Annotated in this window: 15 protein-coding genes; 6 read left to right on the top strand and 9 right to left on the bottom strand. The window is 39.4% G+C overall.

Going from position 1 to position 18,544, the window contains the following annotated elements:
• Positions 1 to 49: 49 nt before the first annotated feature.
• Complete coding sequence (locus IRT38_RS04030) at positions 50 to 1,132, bottom strand: DUF475 domain-containing protein (RefSeq protein WP_004909842.1); 1,083 nt, start codon at positions 1,130 to 1,132, stop codon at positions 50 to 52.
• A 174-nt stretch (positions 1,133 to 1,306) separates the two neighbouring features.
• On the opposite strand from IRT38_RS04030, the gene tenA reads away from it, so the two are divergent.
• Positions 1,307 to 1,981: a thiaminase II gene (tenA, locus tag IRT38_RS04025; RefSeq protein ID WP_004951380.1), complete on the top strand. Its 675-nt coding sequence runs from the start codon at positions 1,307 to 1,309 to the stop codon at positions 1,979 to 1,981.
• A gap of 154 nt (positions 1,982 to 2,135) precedes the next feature.
• Here the strand turns inward: tenA and IRT38_RS04020 are convergent, their stop codons facing one another.
• From IRT38_RS04020 to IRT38_RS04010, 3 genes are all read right to left on the bottom strand, one after another.
• The gene (locus tag IRT38_RS04020) at positions 2,136 to 2,489 is read right to left on the bottom strand and encodes a DUF1304 domain-containing protein (RefSeq protein ID WP_194597009.1); all 354 of its coding nucleotides are present in this window, start codon (positions 2,487 to 2,489) and stop codon (positions 2,136 to 2,138) included.
• A gap of 72 nt (positions 2,490 to 2,561) precedes the next feature.
• Positions 2,562 to 3,539 carry a zinc-binding dehydrogenase gene (locus IRT38_RS04015; RefSeq protein WP_194597008.1) on the bottom strand — a complete coding sequence of 326 codons (978 nt, stop codon included), beginning with the start codon at positions 3,537 to 3,539 and terminating at the stop codon, positions 2,562 to 2,564.
• A gap of 3 nt (positions 3,540 to 3,542) precedes the next feature.
• Positions 3,543 to 4,145, bottom strand: coding sequence for a TetR/AcrR family transcriptional regulator (locus IRT38_RS04010; RefSeq protein ID WP_194597007.1), 603 nt, complete (start codon positions 4,143 to 4,145; stop codon positions 3,543 to 3,545).
• Between the two features lie 366 nt (positions 4,146 to 4,511).
• On the opposite strand from IRT38_RS04010, the gene uvrA reads away from it, so the two are divergent.
• Positions 4,512 to 7,343 (top strand): excinuclease ABC subunit UvrA, encoded by a 2,832-nt coding sequence (uvrA, locus tag IRT38_RS04005; protein ID WP_194597006.1) that lies wholly within the window; start codon positions 4,512 to 4,514, stop codon positions 7,341 to 7,343.
• On the opposite strand, the gene IRT38_RS04000 is transcribed toward uvrA, so the two are convergent.
• On the bottom strand, positions 7,323 to 8,057 hold the full coding sequence (locus IRT38_RS04000; protein WP_005403384.1) for a hypothetical protein: 735 nt from the start codon (positions 8,055 to 8,057) through the stop codon (positions 7,323 to 7,325). The genes uvrA and IRT38_RS04000 overlap by 21 nt on opposite strands.
• 72 nt (positions 8,058 to 8,129) lie before the next feature.
• Entirely contained in the window at positions 8,130 to 9,851 is a 1,722-nt protein-coding gene (locus IRT38_RS03995; RefSeq protein WP_194597005.1) for a GGDEF domain-containing protein, read from the bottom strand.
• A 1,466-nt stretch (positions 9,852 to 11,317) separates the two neighbouring features.
• Here IRT38_RS03995 and omp33-36 point away from each other — a divergent pair.
• Positions 11,318 to 12,184, top strand: a complete 867-nt coding sequence (gene omp33-36, locus IRT38_RS03990) for a porin Omp33-36 (protein ID WP_194597004.1) — start codon at positions 11,318 to 11,320, stop codon at positions 12,182 to 12,184.
• Between the two features lie 116 nt (positions 12,185 to 12,300).
• Here omp33-36 and IRT38_RS03985 read toward each other — a convergent pair whose 3' ends face one another.
• Positions 12,301 to 12,951, bottom strand: coding sequence for a response regulator (locus IRT38_RS03985; protein ID WP_004909861.1), 651 nt, complete (start codon positions 12,949 to 12,951; stop codon positions 12,301 to 12,303).
• A 353-nt stretch (positions 12,952 to 13,304) separates the two neighbouring features.
• Here IRT38_RS03985 and msuE point away from each other — a divergent pair, with 353 nt between their 5' ends.
• Together msuE and sfnG are read left to right on the top strand one after the other, a co-directional pair.
• Positions 13,305 to 14,045, top strand: a complete 741-nt coding sequence (gene msuE, locus IRT38_RS03980; protein WP_039047803.1) for an FMN reductase — start codon at positions 13,305 to 13,307, stop codon at positions 14,043 to 14,045.
• Positions 14,046 to 14,067: 22 nt separating this feature from the next.
• Positions 14,068 to 15,180, top strand: a complete 1,113-nt coding sequence (gene sfnG / locus IRT38_RS03975; RefSeq protein ID WP_194597003.1) for a dimethylsulfone monooxygenase SfnG — start codon at positions 14,068 to 14,070, stop codon at positions 15,178 to 15,180.
• A gap of 73 nt (positions 15,181 to 15,253) precedes the next feature.
• Here the strand turns inward: sfnG and IRT38_RS03970 are convergent, their stop codons facing one another.
• On the bottom strand, positions 15,254 to 15,667 hold the full coding sequence (locus IRT38_RS03970) for an Lrp/AsnC family transcriptional regulator (RefSeq protein WP_004909867.1): 414 nt from the start codon (positions 15,665 to 15,667) through the stop codon (positions 15,254 to 15,256).
• Between the two features lie 102 nt (positions 15,668 to 15,769).
• On the opposite strand from IRT38_RS03970, the gene IRT38_RS03965 reads away from it, so the two are divergent.
• Entirely contained in the window at positions 15,770 to 16,312 is a 543-nt protein-coding gene (locus IRT38_RS03965) for a cysteine hydrolase family protein (protein WP_151834484.1), read from the top strand.
• Between the two features lie 54 nt (positions 16,313 to 16,366).
• Here IRT38_RS03965 and acs read toward each other — a convergent pair whose 3' ends face one another.
• Positions 16,367 to 18,310, bottom strand: a complete 1,944-nt coding sequence (acs, locus tag IRT38_RS03960) for an acetate--CoA ligase (protein WP_194597002.1) — start codon at positions 18,308 to 18,310, stop codon at positions 16,367 to 16,369.
• Positions 18,311 to 18,544 lie beyond the last annotated feature (234 nt).

Here is an 18,544-nt window from a genome sequence, read left to right as displayed (position 1 = left end):
ACGTTACCGTCCCTTTAAAAGATCTTAAGTGATCAAACTGAAATTAATCTTAAGAGCTTAGCTTCTGTCGTTTACTGTATTGGATCGAGGCAATTACCGCCCAAACAATAAATGCGACACCGATCAAACCAGTCACCACTTCAGGTACATGTAAACCTGTACCACTAGCAATCATAATGAATGCCAATGCACCAATCGCATAGTGCGCACCATGTTCAAGGAAGATGTAAGCATCTAAAGTGCCTTTCTCAACCAGATAGATCGTCATCGAACGGACGAAGATCGCACCAATCGCAAGACCCAACATAATGATCACAACATCACTGGTAATCGCAAATGCGCCAATAACACCATCAAAACTGAACGATGCATCTAGGACTTCAAGATATAAGAAACCACCAAAACCTGCTTTGACAACACCTGATGCAGCCCCATTGCCATCATGCATTACGGCATTACCGTGTTCATCAATTTCAGGTTCACCACCCAATAAATGACTGAGAACTTGGACACCGATATAAACCACGATCCCCCAGATTCCAGCCATCGTCACTACCAGACGTTTGCTTTCCTCAACATTCGCCGCCATGATTAACATCGCAACCAAAGCAATGAAAACAGACATCGCAGGAACACTTGCAAGATGTGAGAGTTTAGATTCGATCCAACGGAACCAATGAGTTTCCTTTTCATCATCGAAGAAGAAATTCAAGAACACCATCAATAAGAAAGTACCACCAAAGGCTGCAATTTCTGCATGATGTTCCATCAAACGAGCTGAATAAGACTTCGGATCGTTAAGTGCCAATTTTACGACTTCCATCATGCCCATATCTGCTGTGACAGCAACAATCACGACAGGGAAAACCAAGCGCATACCAAATACGGCAATTAAAATACCCACTGTTAAGAAGATCATTTTCCAGAAATGATCCCAATTACGGAGTACTGATGCGTTGACCACGGCGTTATCAAAAGAGAGAGAGACTTCCATCACTGCCAAAATTGCAGTAATAGTTAATGCTTTCAGCATTGTTGCAATACCTGCTTCTGGGCCATGCGTATAGCCCCAGTAAGCAGATAGTGCTAAACACACTACTGTAAAGAAAATTGAGAAACGAAAATGCTTCATGAGCAACCTTTTATTCGAAATCGTTTGGCTAGAAAAATGTGACTATTGTAGGCGAGTTTTGACCGAAAGACAGAAAAGATTGTTGGACTTATTTTGAGATCAAATACGATCAAAGCTAAGTTCTGATATAGTTTGAATAAAATCTTAGACTTATTGTTTTTACAGGTTCAATTTATGACTTTTTCTCAGGATGTCTGGCAGCGCAACATCGACCTTTATCAAAAAATCCTCGCACTTCCATTCAACCAAGAACTTGCAGCAGGAACATTGGACCCTCAAGTCTTTTGTCATTATGTGATTCAAGATGCGCACTATCTATTGGCTTATGGTCGTGCGCTTGCAGTTGCTGCTGCTAAAGCTTATGAAGCGGATGATGTAATTCAATTTTCTGAAGCTGCAAAAATTGCAATCATAGTTGAACGTAGTCTGCACAGTGATTTCATGCAAGAGTTTTCCATCAGCAAAACTGAGTTTGAAAATACCCCGCTCACCCTTGCCTGTCATCACTACACATCTTTTCTAACGGCTACAGCTTGGTCAGAAAGTTATCCTGTGATTTTAGCGGCATTGCTTCCATGTTTTTGGATTTATGCAGAAGTCGGGAAATCAATTATTCACCAATCCGCTGACAATAACCGTTACCAAGCATGGATTGATACCTATGCAGGTGAAGAATTTAATACAGCGGTAAGTAATGTGATTGCAACGATTGATAAAGTAGCAGCGCGTTGTGATGAAGATACTTTAGCGAAAATGCACGCAGCATATACGATGGGTGCAAAACTGGAGTGGTTATTTTGGGATAGCGCTTATCAGCAACGCCAATGGTTAGGGTTAGATCACGCTTAATCCCATAAATAATTAAACATGACATTTTTTTAGACATAAAAAAGCCCCATAAAGGGGCTTAGTCGTATATCGTATCGTCCGATATACTGTATGAGGCTCATCTCAAACTGGCTGCATTAAAACACAAATCAGATCGAGTGAATACCTTTATTACTTAAAAAAAGTTAACGGCAATTAAGGCAATCACTGCGGGTATAGATTGGATATAAATAATTTTTTTGCTTGCCGTCAAACCACCATAAATACCTGCAATCAATACACAACCTAAAAAGAAATTCGCCAAAGCCACAGCATAGGTTTCAGGTGCAATTAACGACCAGAATAAGCCTGCTGCAAGAAAACCATTATAAAGACCTTGGTTTTGCGCTAAAACTTTGGTGAGCTGGGCTTTTTCAGGAGTATTCGTAAATGCTTTTAAACCTGCTGGTTTATCCCATAAAAACATTTCCAATACTAAGATATAAACATGCAAGACAGCAATTAATCCTACGAGCAGTTGTCCGATCATCTCATTTTCCTTTTTATTGTATGACTCAATATCAGTAGACCAGCCTCACGACTGGTCATGCAATTTTCAAAATTAAGCTTTTAACAACACTTTACCCTGACGTGCTCCCTGAGTCGCTTTCAGTGCAGCAGTTTTAATTTCATCAAAACTGAAAATGCCTTCTACAGGTAGAACCAGCTTCTTTTGTGTCGCAAGGGTTAATAACTCAACAAATAATGCCTTTTTACGCTCTGCTGGCATTTCTTTATTGACTACACTTGCCCAAAAGCCTTTCACTGTAGCCTGTTTGAAAATCAAATCACCCGATGAAATCTGCATGGTTTCACCCGTCATGCTGCCAAATGAAACTAATAAGCTATTTTCACTCAGTAGATTCAGCATTTCACCACTCGCCGCTCCACCAATTGAATCTACGCCTGCAATTAATGGCTGATCAGCATGAATGGCTTTCACTTGTTGCTTCCAATCCGCCTGATCAGTCGCAACGACATGTTGAATACCTAAAGCCTGCATTTCAGCAATCGCATCGGTACGACGCACGAGATTAATCACTTGCAAACCACGCGCTTGAGCAATCATGGCAACGGTTTTACCCACAGTACCATTCGCTGTGTTCTGAATCAGCCACTGACCTGCTTGAACATTTACAAAGTCCAATAACATCAATGCACTAATCGGCATACCAATCAATTGAGCTGCTGTTTCATCATCAATCGCATCATTTAAAGGAATGATGCTTTGCGCAGGGGCAATAAAATATTCTGCCCAACTGCCATGTACGCCAGCAACTGCAACCCGTTGCCCCAATTTACTTTCATCGACACCTTCACCCACAGCGTCGACGATACCTACCGCTTCACTACCACCAATTACAGGTAAAGTTGGCTTATAGCCATAACTTCCCCTCACCGTCCATACATCATGATTATGGATTGGAGACATAATGGTCTTGATACGCACTTCACCTGCTTTAGGCTCTGGTTGAGGCATATCCGCTACTTCTAAAACATCTACGGGTTCGCCAAATTGGTAGTGGATAACACTTTGCATGATTTATTCCTGTATCGGTTGTAACAGCTGTTTCGTGGTTTCCAAAGCAAGATGCAATGGTGCTTTGTCTTGTGCCAATTTGGTCATCAATGCTGCACCTAACCAAAGCTGATACATCACTTGAGCTGTTTTAAATGGGTCGAGATGTGTTGGAATCGAACCTTGCTGCTGCCCTTCTTGTAATAGCAGCGCTATGCGTTGCGTGAGTCGATGCACACCTAAATTCAAAATTTGTCGCATGTCTTCTGATAAATCAGAGACTTCAGCCGCGAGTTTCACTATTAAGCAGTTTTCTGCCCAACTGCCGTAAATTGGATCGTCAATCCATGCCTGCCACAACGCCATCAAACGTGCATAAGCACTTTGTTCAGTGTGCTGCCATAGCTGCTCGACACGTACTTTATAGTCAGCCATGTACTGTTCTAATAAAGCACAACCAAAGGCCTCTTTAGACGCAAAATAGTGATAGAACGAACCTTTGGGTACGTCACAGGCTTTCAAAATTTCTTGTAAGCCAACCCCAACAAAACCTTTATACAATACCAATTCAAAACTGGTATCCAAGATATGTTTTCGGGTTGCTTCACTTTTCATTGATCGTTTCATGTTCACACTATAAATAAATATTAGACCAGTCGTCTAGTAAAGTTATGTATTTTTATTTAGCAACAGCTTTACAGTAGTAAAATGAGAAAAGGAATGATAAAAATACAACTCGGTTTGAGACTGATCATGTTTGAAAAAGTGGTCTGACCGTCACAATTTGTCGTTTTAAATATTTTTATACCACTTGAACAATTTTAAGGCGCTATCATATAAGACCTGTTAAACAGCACGATGCTGCTCTGCAATTATTTTAAATTGATTGGTACTGAACTTTCTCTCAAGACATTCAAATTAAATAATTGATGATGCACCCCATCAATGTTCAACGTCTTTTGATCTTCTATTGCATATTATTGAGATGTTTTCATGAGCCAAAGTCATATCCGTATTCGAGGCGCACGTACCCATAATTTAAAGAATGTGTCACTCGATATTCCACGTGACAAATTTGTGGTGATCACAGGGCTTTCAGGTTCAGGGAAATCATCGTTGGCATTTGATACCTTATATGCTGAGGGTCAGCGCCGTTATGTTGAATCACTTTCGGCTTATGCACGACAATTCCTTTCGCAAATGGAAAAACCTGAAGTTGATTCAATCGAAGGTTTATCCCCTGCGATCGCGATCGAGCAAAAATCAACGAGCCATAACCCGCGTTCAACTGTCGGAACAATTACCGAAATTTATGACTATTTACGACTGCTCTATGCGCGTGTGGGTACACCCTACTGTCCAGAACATGACTTACCGATGGTCGCACAAACCGTTTCGGAAATGGTCGATGCAGTAAAATCGCTTGAAGAAGGTACGGCACTGATGTTGCTCGCACCTGTGGTTCGTGAGCGCAAAGGCGAATACAGTAACTTATTTGAACAATTACAAAGCCAAGGCTTTGTGCGTGCGCGTGTCGATGGCGAAATTATTGATATTGATACCCCACCTGAATTAGACAAAAAGAAAAAACATACCATCGAAGTCGTCGTCGACCGTTTCAAAGTACGCGATGATCTTGGCAATCGAATTGCTGAATCCTTTGAAACTGCCTTACGTTTAGGTGGTGATATTGCGATTTTATCGTGGATGAATGGTGAACACCCTGAACGTGTCTTTTCAGCGAAACACTCTTGCCCTGAATGTGACCGTGCGGTTGCTGAACTCGAGCCTCGTTTGTTCTCATTTAACAATCCTTTTGGTGCTTGCCCTGTCTGTGATGGTTTAGGGACGCGTAGTCATTTTAGTGCCGACAAACTTATTCCAAATCCAGAAGTATCGATCAGCCAAGGTGCAATTCGTGGTTGGGACAGACAGCGACCGTATTACTATACGATGCTTCAAAAAGTCGCAGATCATTTTGATATTCCACTCGATACCCCATGGAATCAACTGGATAAAGAGACACAAAAGAAATTCTTACAAGGTACAGGCAAAGAAAAAATCGACCTCAGTTATATTGATGAACGTGGTCGTAAACATAATCGTGTGCAACCTTTTGAAGGAATCTTGCCACATTTGGAACGTCGCTATCGTGAAACGGAATCGAATTATGTCCGTGATGACTTAGCCCAATACTTATCTAATGCCGCTTGTGATGCGTGTGGTGGTTCTCGTCTCAATGAAATCTCGCGTCATGTTCGTGTTAAAGACAAAACCATTGCTGAAATCACCAAGATGTCGATTGGTGATGCAGAAAGTTATTATCAAGACCTCAATCTCGAGGGTGCTAAAGGCGAAATCGCCGATAAAATTTTTAAAGAAATTCGTGAACGTTTACACTTTTTGGTGAGTGTTGGACTCAATTATTTAAGCTTAGCACGTTCGGCTGAAACCCTTTCAGGGGGTGAGGCACAACGTATTCGTCTCGCTTCGCAAATCGGTGCAGGCTTGATGGGTGTGATGTATGTGCTTGATGAACCATCGATTGGTCTACACCAACGTGATAATGATCGCTTATTACAAACGCTCATTCGTTTACGTGATTTGGGCAACACCGTGCTCGTCGTTGAGCATGATGAAGATGCGATTCGTGCTGCGGACCATATCATTGATATCGGACCAGGTGCAGGGATTCACGGTGGTGCGATCATTGCTGAAGGAACTTATGACGAATTGGCGAACCATGCCGATTCGCTTACAGGTCAGTATCTTTCAGGCAAATTAAAAATTGCAGTGCCAAAACAACGTACCCAATCACCACGTCCTGATGAAGTGATTAAGCTTTCAGGCGCAAGCGGACATAATCTGAAGAATGTTGATTTAACCATTCCCTTAGGCATTATGACCTGTGTCACTGGCGTTTCAGGTTCAGGAAAGTCAACCTTAATTAACCGAACTTTATTGCCTTTAGCAGCCACTCAACTCAATGGTGCAACCACTCTTACCGCAGAAAAGTTTGATTCAATTGATGGTTTACAACACTTGGATAAAGTGGTCGATATTGACCAAAGTCCAATTGGTCGTACGCCACGTTCGAATCCTGCAACTTATACAGGGTTATTTACCCCAATTCGTGAGTTATTTGCACAAACCCCTGAAGCAAAAGCACGTGGTTATAGCGCAGGTCGTTTCTCGTTTAACGTAAAAGGCGGGCGCTGTGAGGCATGTGAAGGCGATGGCATGATCAAGGTCGCGATGCATTTCCTGCCTGATATGTATGTGCCTTGTGATGCCTGTCATGGCAAGCGTTATAATCGTGAAACACTGGAAGTAGGCTATAAAGGTAAGAATATTTCTGATGTGTTAGAAATGACGGTAGAAGATGCAGCCGAATTCTTTAGTGCAATTCCTGTGATTCATCGTCGTCTAGAAACACTGACTCAAGTAGGACTGGGTTATATTCGTTTGGGACAGGCAGCAACAACCCTTTCAGGTGGTGAGGCCCAACGCGTGAAATTAGCGCGTGAGTTAGCAAAACGTGATACGGGTAAAACCTTATATATCCTAGATGAGCCAACCACAGGTTTACATTTCCATGATATTGCCAAGTTACTCGACATCTTGCATGAGCTACGTAATAAGGGTAATACCATTGTGGTGATTGAGCATAATTTGGATGTGATCAAAACTGCCGATTGGGTGATTGATCTTGGCCCTGAAGGTGGTTCTGGTGGTGGTCAAATTATCGCTGAAGGCACGCCTGAGCAAATTGCTGAAGTTGAGATTTCACATACAGGTAAGTTCTTAAAACCGATGTTGAAATAAATTTAATTGATTCTCCAAAACTGGCGTAAATTTAGGCTGTACTTTTCTCTCTAGCTTGAATTTACGCCAACTCCTTAAATGCGAAACTGAAGCATATTCAATATTATCAAACAAAGAATGCTGTGTTCTCTGTAATTTCTCAGCACGATTTATGCATTCCCTCAACCATGAGTAAGACATTTTCATATAATCAGCGATATTCAGATATGTATATTTGAGTAATTTAGGTTTTAGACTTTCAAATAATTGAACATACGCCAAAGCCATCGAGAAGCTATTTTCTTGAATATGTTTTAATTGTTTCTTTTGGAGGAAAAGTTGTTCTTCATCCTCAATCATTCCCTGTAATGGCTCAGTTGATGTTGAAGATGATATGCTCAAAAGAATCGGATTAGTCGCTTCATCTACATCATTACTAGAACTTTGATCCATACTCAGTGCTTTTCTGAGCACTCGATCAACACCATAACCATAAAGATTTCGCATTTGGCTTTTTAGTTCAATCCAATGTTCAAGATTAACAGGATCAAATACACCTATCCATCTATCTATTACGTATAGAAAAGCATTTTGAGCAATATCATCTGCTTCATATTGTTTAGAAGATTGGGCAATTCTCTGCCAGTCATTATAATGTTGAGTTGAATAAATAGCTTCGCATAATTTTTCTTGGTCTTTTACTAACACAAATAGAATCTTAATTTTGGAACTCATATAAACTAGCAATTCTAAATTTAAATATGATGACCAAAAAAGATAAACTTAAAAATTTCACGGCAACTTTTTTTATCCCTCCACCACATTCTTCCCTTTAGCCTTCGCTCTTAACATCGATTGATCCGCATTTTCTAGCAGTTCAAGCCAGCTTTCTGCTCCGACAGCAACTCCAATACTTACCGATACTTGGATGGATTCACCTAAACTCGAAACCTCTATAGACTGACTGGCGATTTCAGTACGAATACTTTCCGCAATATGCTTAGCTGCATCTAACTGAATATTTTCAATGACCACTAAAAATTCATCACCACCATAACGCACAATCAGATCAGATGCCCTTACGTTATGCTTCAATTGATCCGCGATCATTGTAATCACCTGATCACCCACAATATGACCATACTGATCATTGACCAACTTAAAGTTATCAATATCAATCACGATCACACCTGTTTTAGAAAACGCATTTGGGCGACTTTCCAAAACCCGAATGTATTCATCCAAAGCTAAGCGATTCGCTACACCAGTCAGCACATCTGAGTTCGCGATTTTCTTCAACTGAGACTCCATCATGTCTCGTTGTTTTAACATCGCTTTTAAACGATCGATCGCTTCGAATAATGAAGCAAATTCCTGTTTTGATGCTTTCGTATGCAGGTCTTCATAGGACGTGTTAGATAAGCGTAAGATCATTTGGCGAGCCCTAATTAAAGGCATAAATACCTTTCGCTTGGTATAAATCATAATAAATAGAGCAGTCAGCAATGAAACACTGGTCATACACAATGTAAAAATCAGTTGTTGTTTTGCTTTTCTATTCTGTTCATACGCTACTTGGATACTGCTATCCAAAATATAATTTTGTAGATCCATCACCGTAATAAATTTATCTACAATTTGCTCCGTGAGTTGCATCCCTGTAAGTGAATAAGTTTGTTTCTTTGCACTCTCATCTAATAATCTTGAGATCAGTGGTAATCCCTGATCAAGAAACTCCGTTTTTACACGCCGATGTAAACGATAATATTCTGTAGTTTTGGTTTGTTCAGGCTGAATCGTATCGACCAATGACCATAGATATTTGGCTTGATGTTGAGTTTGTAATGATCGAGCACGATTAATATCTGATATCGTTTGCTTAAACGTCACAGGTGCCATGATATTAGATGCTACGCGGCCCGCTTGATCACGCATATCCGTTAAAACAACAATAGAAATAAAGTAATTTGACATCTTACTGTCTTTACTTTTTGCTTCTAGCATCAAAGCACTCAGATATTCACGTGTCTTATCCCATGCAGCGAACATGGAAGCTATCGCATGATCTAATTCTGCTGCATTACGTTGTTTTGGAGGGATCAGAGCATAGTCATCAACGACTTTTCGTGACTGTGCTAATTGAGTTTTTAAATCAGAATTTAAAGCCGTCGCGATAGAGTTAAAACCTGCTTGATGAAGTGTTGTAATCGCCTCATCAATTTGCTGATCAACAACCAGTCTAAATTCTTTCAACTCCTTTTGATGTTGCTGAAGCTCATCAGGCGTACTCGACATGAGCTTATTGGCAGGCGCTCGCTCTCTTGAAATCTTATTGGCTGTTTTTACTAAGGCACGCAAACTTGTGATTTCTGATAATACTTGTTGAGTTTTTATATAATCTTGATAACTATGAATTATTAATGGAATAGAAATGTATAAGATCGAAAAAATAATCACGACCATGCAAGAAAATAGACGAAGGCTAATCTGCTCTGAACGTAATTTAACACGTTTCAAACTACGTTCCATGAAGACATCCTGCTCTTTTCAAAAACTCATCCTATTTGATTTCTTGAGAATATTAATCTTACCTTAATTTTTAATTTGCGCTGATATGATTCCAATTAATTTTGAGACTTTTATAATCAAAGAATAATATGCAAATTTTTTAAATTTCATTTTATTAAAAAAACACTTTAAAATAATTAAACTAGTTTAGTTTTAACAATACTCTAGTGTATTTACAAGTATTTAAAAAAAATGAATAGTCTCTTTATCATTCGACACAGCAGAAAATTTTAAGCTATTGATTTAATTAAAAAAACAAATAATCGAAAAAACAAATTCTGAAGATAAATATTATCAATTTCCCTAATTAAGTAAAAAGAGACACAATAAATTTAGATAAGAAATTAAGCAATTTGATACAAATTCCTCAAGGATGTTTCTCCCAATGATCAAACATCCTTCTTCTCATACCCAACCCACCTCATAGGGTTGGGTCTTTTTTATTATTAATTTATTAAAATACCATCAAAACCAAAAACTAAAGCAGAATATAAACACCACGGAAAAATAATATATATCCCAGATGACCTGGTTATTAACCATGTGATATATGTTATTAATTATCAATATAAAGTTATGCCAAATGCAATCGAAGTACTTTCAACATCTTGAATATCGGTCATTGAGATATTGCTATTTTAATATTATTTTTAAAAACTAACTGCATGTGGTTTTTTTTAATATTGTCATACTTTGTCTTACAACTTGATGTCTGAAGCTGATCAAACAGTCGAGCGAACAGCTATTTCATAGATTTATAAGTAATTTTTTATTTGAACAACTTATAAATCAAATTTCCTACACTAAAAAATTGATAAAAAAAGCTCAGCCTTGGGGAAAGCCGAGCTAGTAAAATCAGATGCTTTTAAACATCGAATACTCAAGAAAATGTTATGAGATAGAATGCTAAACAAATATCTCTTGGGCGCAATTATGTGAACCGAGTCTCCAAATGTAAAGTCGATTAAATAGATCAGGATTCTTTTTTTGATCGTTTTTTGGAATTAAAAAACAACACTGTTCAATTAAATAGCAAACCTTGCCCCGAACTACTGTTAAAAAATATGATTTATCATTCCAATTTGTAAAAAAATAGATTTTGAACACACTTTTTCCAGCCAATTATGACAGTTTTAAGAAACCAGCAATTGATAAATTAGATTAATACAATCGTATTTATCAATTAAAATGGTAAATTATGAACTCCAAATAATATGTGTTTCGATTCACTATTTTGAATCTATCTATTTGTAAGATATAAACTTCAATATCGGTTGACAGCACCACACACAACTGTATGTATTTTGATCAAAACCTGAGTGCACTATGATCGTTCATCGGGTTCTCAGATTTATTACATTGACATCATATTTTGTTACAATACAATGACTCAACTTTATTCACTACTGTTAAAGCTGGAAATTATTATGAAAAAACTCGGTTTAGCCACTGCTTTAGTTTTAGCCATGACCGGTGCTCACGCTTACCAATTCGAAATACAAGGTCAGTCTGAAGCTCTAGATTCTAACGGAGATAACAGAGATTTTAATAATTACACTGTTGGTGGACAAGCAACTTATTACTTAAAAAATGTAGATGCTTCTAAAGGTCCTTTAGCTGAAGCAGCTTTTGTTAATCAAGCTTCTAACGTATCTCTTGGTTATAACTTTGCTAATCTTGACGAAGTTAAATCTCAAAACGTAGGTGTTAAAGCTGAAGCTTATGTACCAACTCCATATACACCAGCGTATGCAAGCTTAAGCTATAGCGCGACTGACAATGACGGTAAATATGGTGAGACTGATGACCGTGGTCAGCGTTGGGCGGTTGAATTTGGTTCGGTAATCGCTCCAAACTTCCTTGTTGCTGTAGGTTATACAAACGTTGTTGAACAAACATCTTTGGATACTTTCAAAATCTTAAATAGTGGTTTTGCTAAAGCAGTTGGTGAAACAGCGACTATCGCTGATGACCAAGATGCAATCACTGCTCGTACTAAATACGTTGGTGCGATCGATGGTACTCCAATGTCAATCGGTTTTGAAACTGGTCTCGTTTATGGTGAAGACACTGCATACGAGTTAAAAACTGATTTGTACTTAAACTCTCAACTTAGCGCTGGTGTTTCTTACGCTGAATCTAGCTTTGCTGGTTCACCAGACTCAGCTTGGGGCGTGAACGTAAATTACTTCATCACTCCAGCGATCGCTGTTGGTGCAAGCTACTTAAATGCTAATGGTGTTAATGCAGCTGATATGCAAACTGTAGGCTTAAACGCTAAAGTACGCTTCTAATGCAGTCATAGATGTTCTAATTAAGCATCTATGCATAAAAAACCCAGTTCATATGAACTGGGTTTTTTATTGTCTTTAAACATTTGAATAACCGAATGAGTTATTCAACTTGTTAATTACATCTTTTTATCTTCGATATTTAATGCACTAATCGCAAGTACTGCCTGCGTACGGTTTTGTACACCTAATTTGCGGAAAATTGCTGTCACATGCGCTTTAATTGTCGCTTCTGATACATCTAGCTCATAAGCAATTTGTTTATTTAACAAGCCTTCAGCAACCATCATCAACACACGGAACTGTTGTGGTGTGAGTGATTGTAAACGTTCTGCCAAAGCCGTTTCATCGGCAGCTCGAGGATCAAAACCTGAATGTGTCGGTAGATTTGGAGGTAACCAAATCTCACCTTCCAAAACGTGTTTAATAGCTTCACCAATATGACTTGGATGAGATGATTTTGGAATATAACCCATCGCACCATGTGCAATCGCACGCTGAATGATGGAGGTTTCTTCATGTGCAGAAACAACAATGATAGGAATTGCAGGATATTGCGCTCTCACATATACCAACGCAGAAAAACCAGAGGCACCTGGTAGATTTAAATCCAACAAAACTAAATCTGGCTCTGCACCATGTTCTAAGCGTTCATAAAACTCATCAACATCCGCAGTTTCCTGAATTTGTGCCTGCGGAATGCTATAACGAACCGCTTGAATCAAAGCGTGTCTAAATAACGGATGGTCGTCTACAATTAAAATATTCATAAGCGCTTTACGCAATCTGCAAGTACGTCACTGTACGGTGTTTATTCAAATCTAATCTATCTTAGCCTATTTTTGAAATAAACTGTTGTAAGAGCATCAAAACTTATTTATTTCGCAAATATGAAAAATAAATCAGATAATGATATAACTCACACAACCTAGATCATTCCCAAACTACTATACCGAAATAGCGAATAGAAACAGAGCATTAAATTCATTTAATTTGCTTCAAAACGTGATTTTTCAACTTATATTTAAAACAGATAAGCTTGCAGCATTTCCTTATTTTACAGTCGACACGAGCTATAGATAAATAAATAGCAATTCCTTATTGCTGATTTAGGCGTTTATCCATGTCACATCAAAATAACCTTTCTACTCCCTTAAATATTGTTGCAGTCTCAGGTGGCTTAAATAGCCCATCAAAAACAGAAAGCTTGGTACAAGCAATTTTGGATGAACTTGCGGAGGCAACTCAGATCCATGTGCATTTTATTAAACTCAGTGAGATTGGTCCCTTATTAGGAGGTGCCATCTATCGAAATCAGTTACCGCAACGTGTCCAAGATGATTTAGCTGCAGTTGAAGCTGCCGATGCATTGATCGTGGGAACACCTGTTTACCGTGCTTCATTTACAGGGTTGTTTAAACACTTTTTTGATTTCGTAGAGCAAACCGCTTTAGTTGATGTACCTGTTTTGTTGGCTGCATCAGGAGGAAGCGACCGCCATGCTTTGGTACTAGAACATCAATTACGCCCGTTATTTAGCTTTTTCCAAGCACAAACCTTACCTATCGGGGTTTATGCAACTGATCGTGACTTTACCCCAGAATATACTGTTAAAAGTGAACAATTGGCGGATCGAGTCACCTTAGCTGTAGCACGAGCCCTGCCTATTTTGGAATGGGCACCCGCCAAAGGCAAACGTGCCGAAGTTATCAAAGCAAAAACTGAACAGGCCAATCAGAATCTCGGCATTAATAAACAAATTGAACAAGCCGAAGTTCTCCCATCAGCCGCTGTACCTGATTTGGATGCTGCGGAATCACGTTTACATCAGAAATCTAATAAAAATTTAACTCAGGTTGCATAAGCAACCTGAGGGAGGGAAATCTATGTCCTTGCAATCATCAGAAATTAAGTTTGCATATTGGGTTCCAAATGTAAGTGGTGGTTTAGTGGTCAGTACAATTGAACAACGTACTGACTGGAGTTATGACTACAACATACGTTTGGCGCAAACAGCAGAAAAAAATGGTTTCGAATATGCACTCACTCAAATCCGTTTTACTGCGGGCTATGGTGCAGAAAATCAGCATGAATCGGTGAGCTTTAGTCACGCTTTGTTGGCAAAAACAGAGAAACTCAAAGTGATTGCGGCGATTTTGCCAGGGCCGTGGAAACCAGCACTTGCAGCAAAGCAATTGGCAACGATTGATTATTTAACTCAAGGTCGTATTGCCATTAATGTGGTCAGTGGATGGTTCCGTGGAGAATTTGATGCAATCGGTGAGCCTTGGCCTGAGCATGATGAACGATATATCCGTTCTGAAGAGTTTATTCGAACCCTTAAAGGCATTTGGACTACAGATAATTATAGTTTTGAAGGTAAATATTACCAATTCCAAAACTATACGCTAAAACCAAAGCCAGCACAGAAACCCTATATCGAAGTCTTTCAAGGTGGTAGTTCACGCGCCGCACGAGACATGGCAGCTCGTGTTTCTGATTGGTATTTTACCAATGGGAATAGCGTTGCAGAGATTAAGAAACAGATTGATGATGTCCGTGCCAAAGCAAAACTCGAAAATCGCCATGTGAAAATTGGAATGAATGCTTTTATTATCGCACGTGATACGGAGCAAGAAGCTCAAGCCGTGCTGAATGAAATCATCGCTAAGGCAAATGTCGAAGCAGTCAATGCATTTGGTGATGCAACGCGTGAAGCAGGTGCAGCAGCACCAGAACAAGAAGGAAATTGGGCTAAATCAACCTTTGATGATCTCGTGCAATACAACGATGGTTTTAAAACTAATTTGATCGGTACACCACAGCAGATAGCTGAACGAATCGTGGATTTAAAAAACGTAGGCGTTGATCTCATCCTGTCAGGCTTTCTGCATTTCATTGAAGAGGTTGAGTATTTCGGTGAAAACGTTCTACCTTTGGTTCGACAAATCGAACAGCAACAATTACAACACTTGCAAGTACCTGCCAAATCAGCTTAATACACTGTGATATAAGAAGAAAAAGAAAGAGTAAAAAACCTTTTCCTCAAGACTCGGCTTGGGGATTTTTATTTTAGTGAAGCTCTATTTCTCGCATCACCGTTTCAACTGAATAGCGACTCCACTGCGATAATTTCTCTATAAACTGATTTAATTGGGATGGATTAAAATGACTCACAATCATATAGCAGCCATTTCCTAAGGTTTTAAAACATTCATCTATCTGCGGATATTGCTTGACCAGTTGCTCAATCTCTGTAAAAGCCTGTTGCTCATTTAAGAACAGTTGAATGAATTGTTTATATTCATAACCTATCGTGATGGTGTAATTCTTAATAATACCCGCATCCATGAGTTGTGCGATGCGAGCACCTACGGCTTGCCCTGTACGATGCACGTGTTGTCCGATCTGCTTATGAGTCAGACGTGAATCGTGTTTGAGTAACGCAATAATTTTTAAATCAATTGGATCAAGTTCAATATTCATTTTTCATTACGAAAGAAAATAGGATTCAAAGCTTTCATCAGACTATAGCTGATTTTTCATCATCTCCCTAAGCTTGTCTTATCTCCTATTGGGACATTTAAAATGAAACAAGCACTCCTCATTATCGACGTTCAAAATGATTATTTTAAAGATGGCAAAATGGAATTAGTGAATCCAGAACATGCTTTAGAAAAAATTAATCAATTAGAACATTACTTTAATCAAAACAATTTACCGATTATTTATGTTCAACATATCAACCCTGCATCTGCGGGCTTTTTCCTTGAAAATACGCTGGGTGTTGAATTACATCCTAAACTCTTACTTAGCGACTCATCACTCGTTGTGCAAAAGCATTTTCCGAATAGTTTCTTGGAAACAAATCTTCAATCAGTGCTTCAAAAGCTTCAGATCGAACAACTCGTGATTACAGGCATGATGACGCATATGTGTATAGATTCAGGTACACGTGCCGCATGCGAGCTTGGCTATCAACCAATATTAATTGCCGATGCAACAGCAACTCGTGATCTAGAATATAAAGACTCCATCGTCAAAGCATCGGATGTACAGTCAGCGTTTTTATCAGCTCTAAATGTTTTTGCGAAAGTACAAAATACCTCTGATTTCCTGAACAATCAGTAAGCGCGAAAATAAAAAAGAGCGTTCAGATGAACGCTCTTTCCAGATATTTTAAATTCAACGATTTGGATAAACCGTTGCAATCAGGTTTTCCACCACTGCTGGCTCAGCCAATGTTGAAGTATCTCCTAAGCTATCTAACTCATTTGCCGCGATCTTACGCAAGATACGACGCATGATCTTACCTGAGCGTGTTTTGGGTAAAGCAGGCGCCCAATGCAAAGCATCTGGTGTCGCCACAGGACCAAGTACTTTACGTACCCAATCCACGAGCTCTTTACGAAGTTCTTCAGATTCTGCAACATCAGCCTGCAAAGTGACAAAAGTACAAATTCCTTGTCCTTTAATATCATGTGGCATACCAACGACCGCCGCTTCAGCGACTGCCTCATGCGCAACTAGCGCACTTTCAATTTCTGCTGTTCCCAAACGGTGTCCTGAAACATTCAGCACATCATCTACACGTCCAGTAATCCAGTAATAGCCATCAGCATCACGGCGTGCACCATCTCCTGTGAAATAGCAGTTTTTAAAAGTTGAAAAATAAGCTTCTATAAAACGCTGCGGGTCACCCCAAATCGTACGCATTTGACCTGGCCAAGAATCTTTAATCACAAGATTCCCTTCTACTGCACCCTCTAACTCGTTGCCTTCACCATCAACTAAAGCAGGTTGCACACCAAAGAATGGACGTGTTGCAGAACCTGGTTTGAGTGCAGTTGCACCTGGTAATGGTGAAATTAGAATACCGCCTGTTTCAGTTTGCCACCATGTATCAACAATTGGGCAACGGCCTTCACCCACCACTTCGTGATACCAGTTCCATGCTTCAGGGTTAATTGGTTCACCCACCGAACCAAGCAAACGTAAACTGCTGCGATCACTTTCACGGACATAGGCATCACCTTCACGCATCATCGCGCGAATCGCAGTTGGTGCAGTATACAAAATGGTAACGTTATGCTTATCAATTACATGCCCGATACGTGCCCACGTTGGGTATTGAGGAATCCCTTCAAACATCACTGTGGTGGTTGCATTGCTTAATGGACCATACAACAAATAGCTATGTCCTGTAATCCAACCCACATCAGCAGTACACCAGTACACATCATCTTCTTTTAGATCAAAGACTTCTCTAAATGTGGTGTTCACATAAACTAAATAACCACCCGTGGTATGTAATACCCCTTTTGGTTTGCCTGTAGAACCCGAGGTATAGAGAATGAATAGAGGATCTTCCGCTTTCATCGGTTCAGGTGGGCAATGCTCATCCACTTCCATGATGGCAAGGTGGTACCAAACGTCACGATCATCATTGAATTGAATTGGGTTTCCAGTACGATGAACCACGATTACATGTTCAACACTTTCTGTCCCTTTGATTTGCAAAGCAGCATCTACATTCTCTTTCAATGGAATCAGCTTGCCACCGCGCATGCCAGCATCTGCAGTAATCACTAATTTTGCTTGGCTATCTTCAATACGACTCGCCAATGAGTCGGGTGAGAAACCACCAAACACTACACAATGGACTGCCCCAATACGTGCACAAGCCAACATCGCAATTGCTGCTTCAGGCACCATTGGCATATATAAAACAACACGATCACCCTTCACAATGCCCTGCTTTTTCAATACATTTGCGAAGCGGCATACTTCGTCATGTAATTCAGCAAAAGAAATAATTTTATGACGTGATGGATGATCACCTTCCCAAATAATGGCAGGCTTTAAAGGGTTAGTTTTTAGATGACGATCCAAACAGTTTGCGGAGACGTTCAACTCCCCATCTGCAAACCATTCGATCTTGAAATTGTCCTGTTGAAAACTAGTATTTTTCACTTGGGTAAAAGGCTTGATCCAATCGACCTTTTTCGCTTCTTCAGCCCAGAATGCATCTGGCTGCTCGATAGAGTACTGATAACGTTTGAAATAGTCTGTTTCCGAGATTCTTGCCGTTTCTTTAAATTTCTCTGGCACTAGGTAGATTTCTTTCATAGCTCACTTCCTTGGTTTTTTATTTCATACCTTAGATATACTCATCTAGCATTGGTATGTTTTGTTTTCTCTTGCAGTATGGTCACCATTAACAAGAGCAAACAATTCGGCTTTGGTCGTAGGACTGTTATTGTTTTACAACCAATTTTATTTCAAAAATTTACTCAAAATAATTTAAAATTTAACAGCTTGTCTATGCTTTTTCTTTTTAAAATAAGTGAATATTTTGATCAT

Source organism: Acinetobacter sp. SK-43 (assembly GCF_015351505.1).
GTDB lineage: Bacteria > Pseudomonadota > Gammaproteobacteria > Pseudomonadales > Moraxellaceae > Acinetobacter > Acinetobacter junii.
Note: the sequence above shows the minus strand (reverse complement) of the source record. Positions and strands in the feature narration are given on the sequence as shown.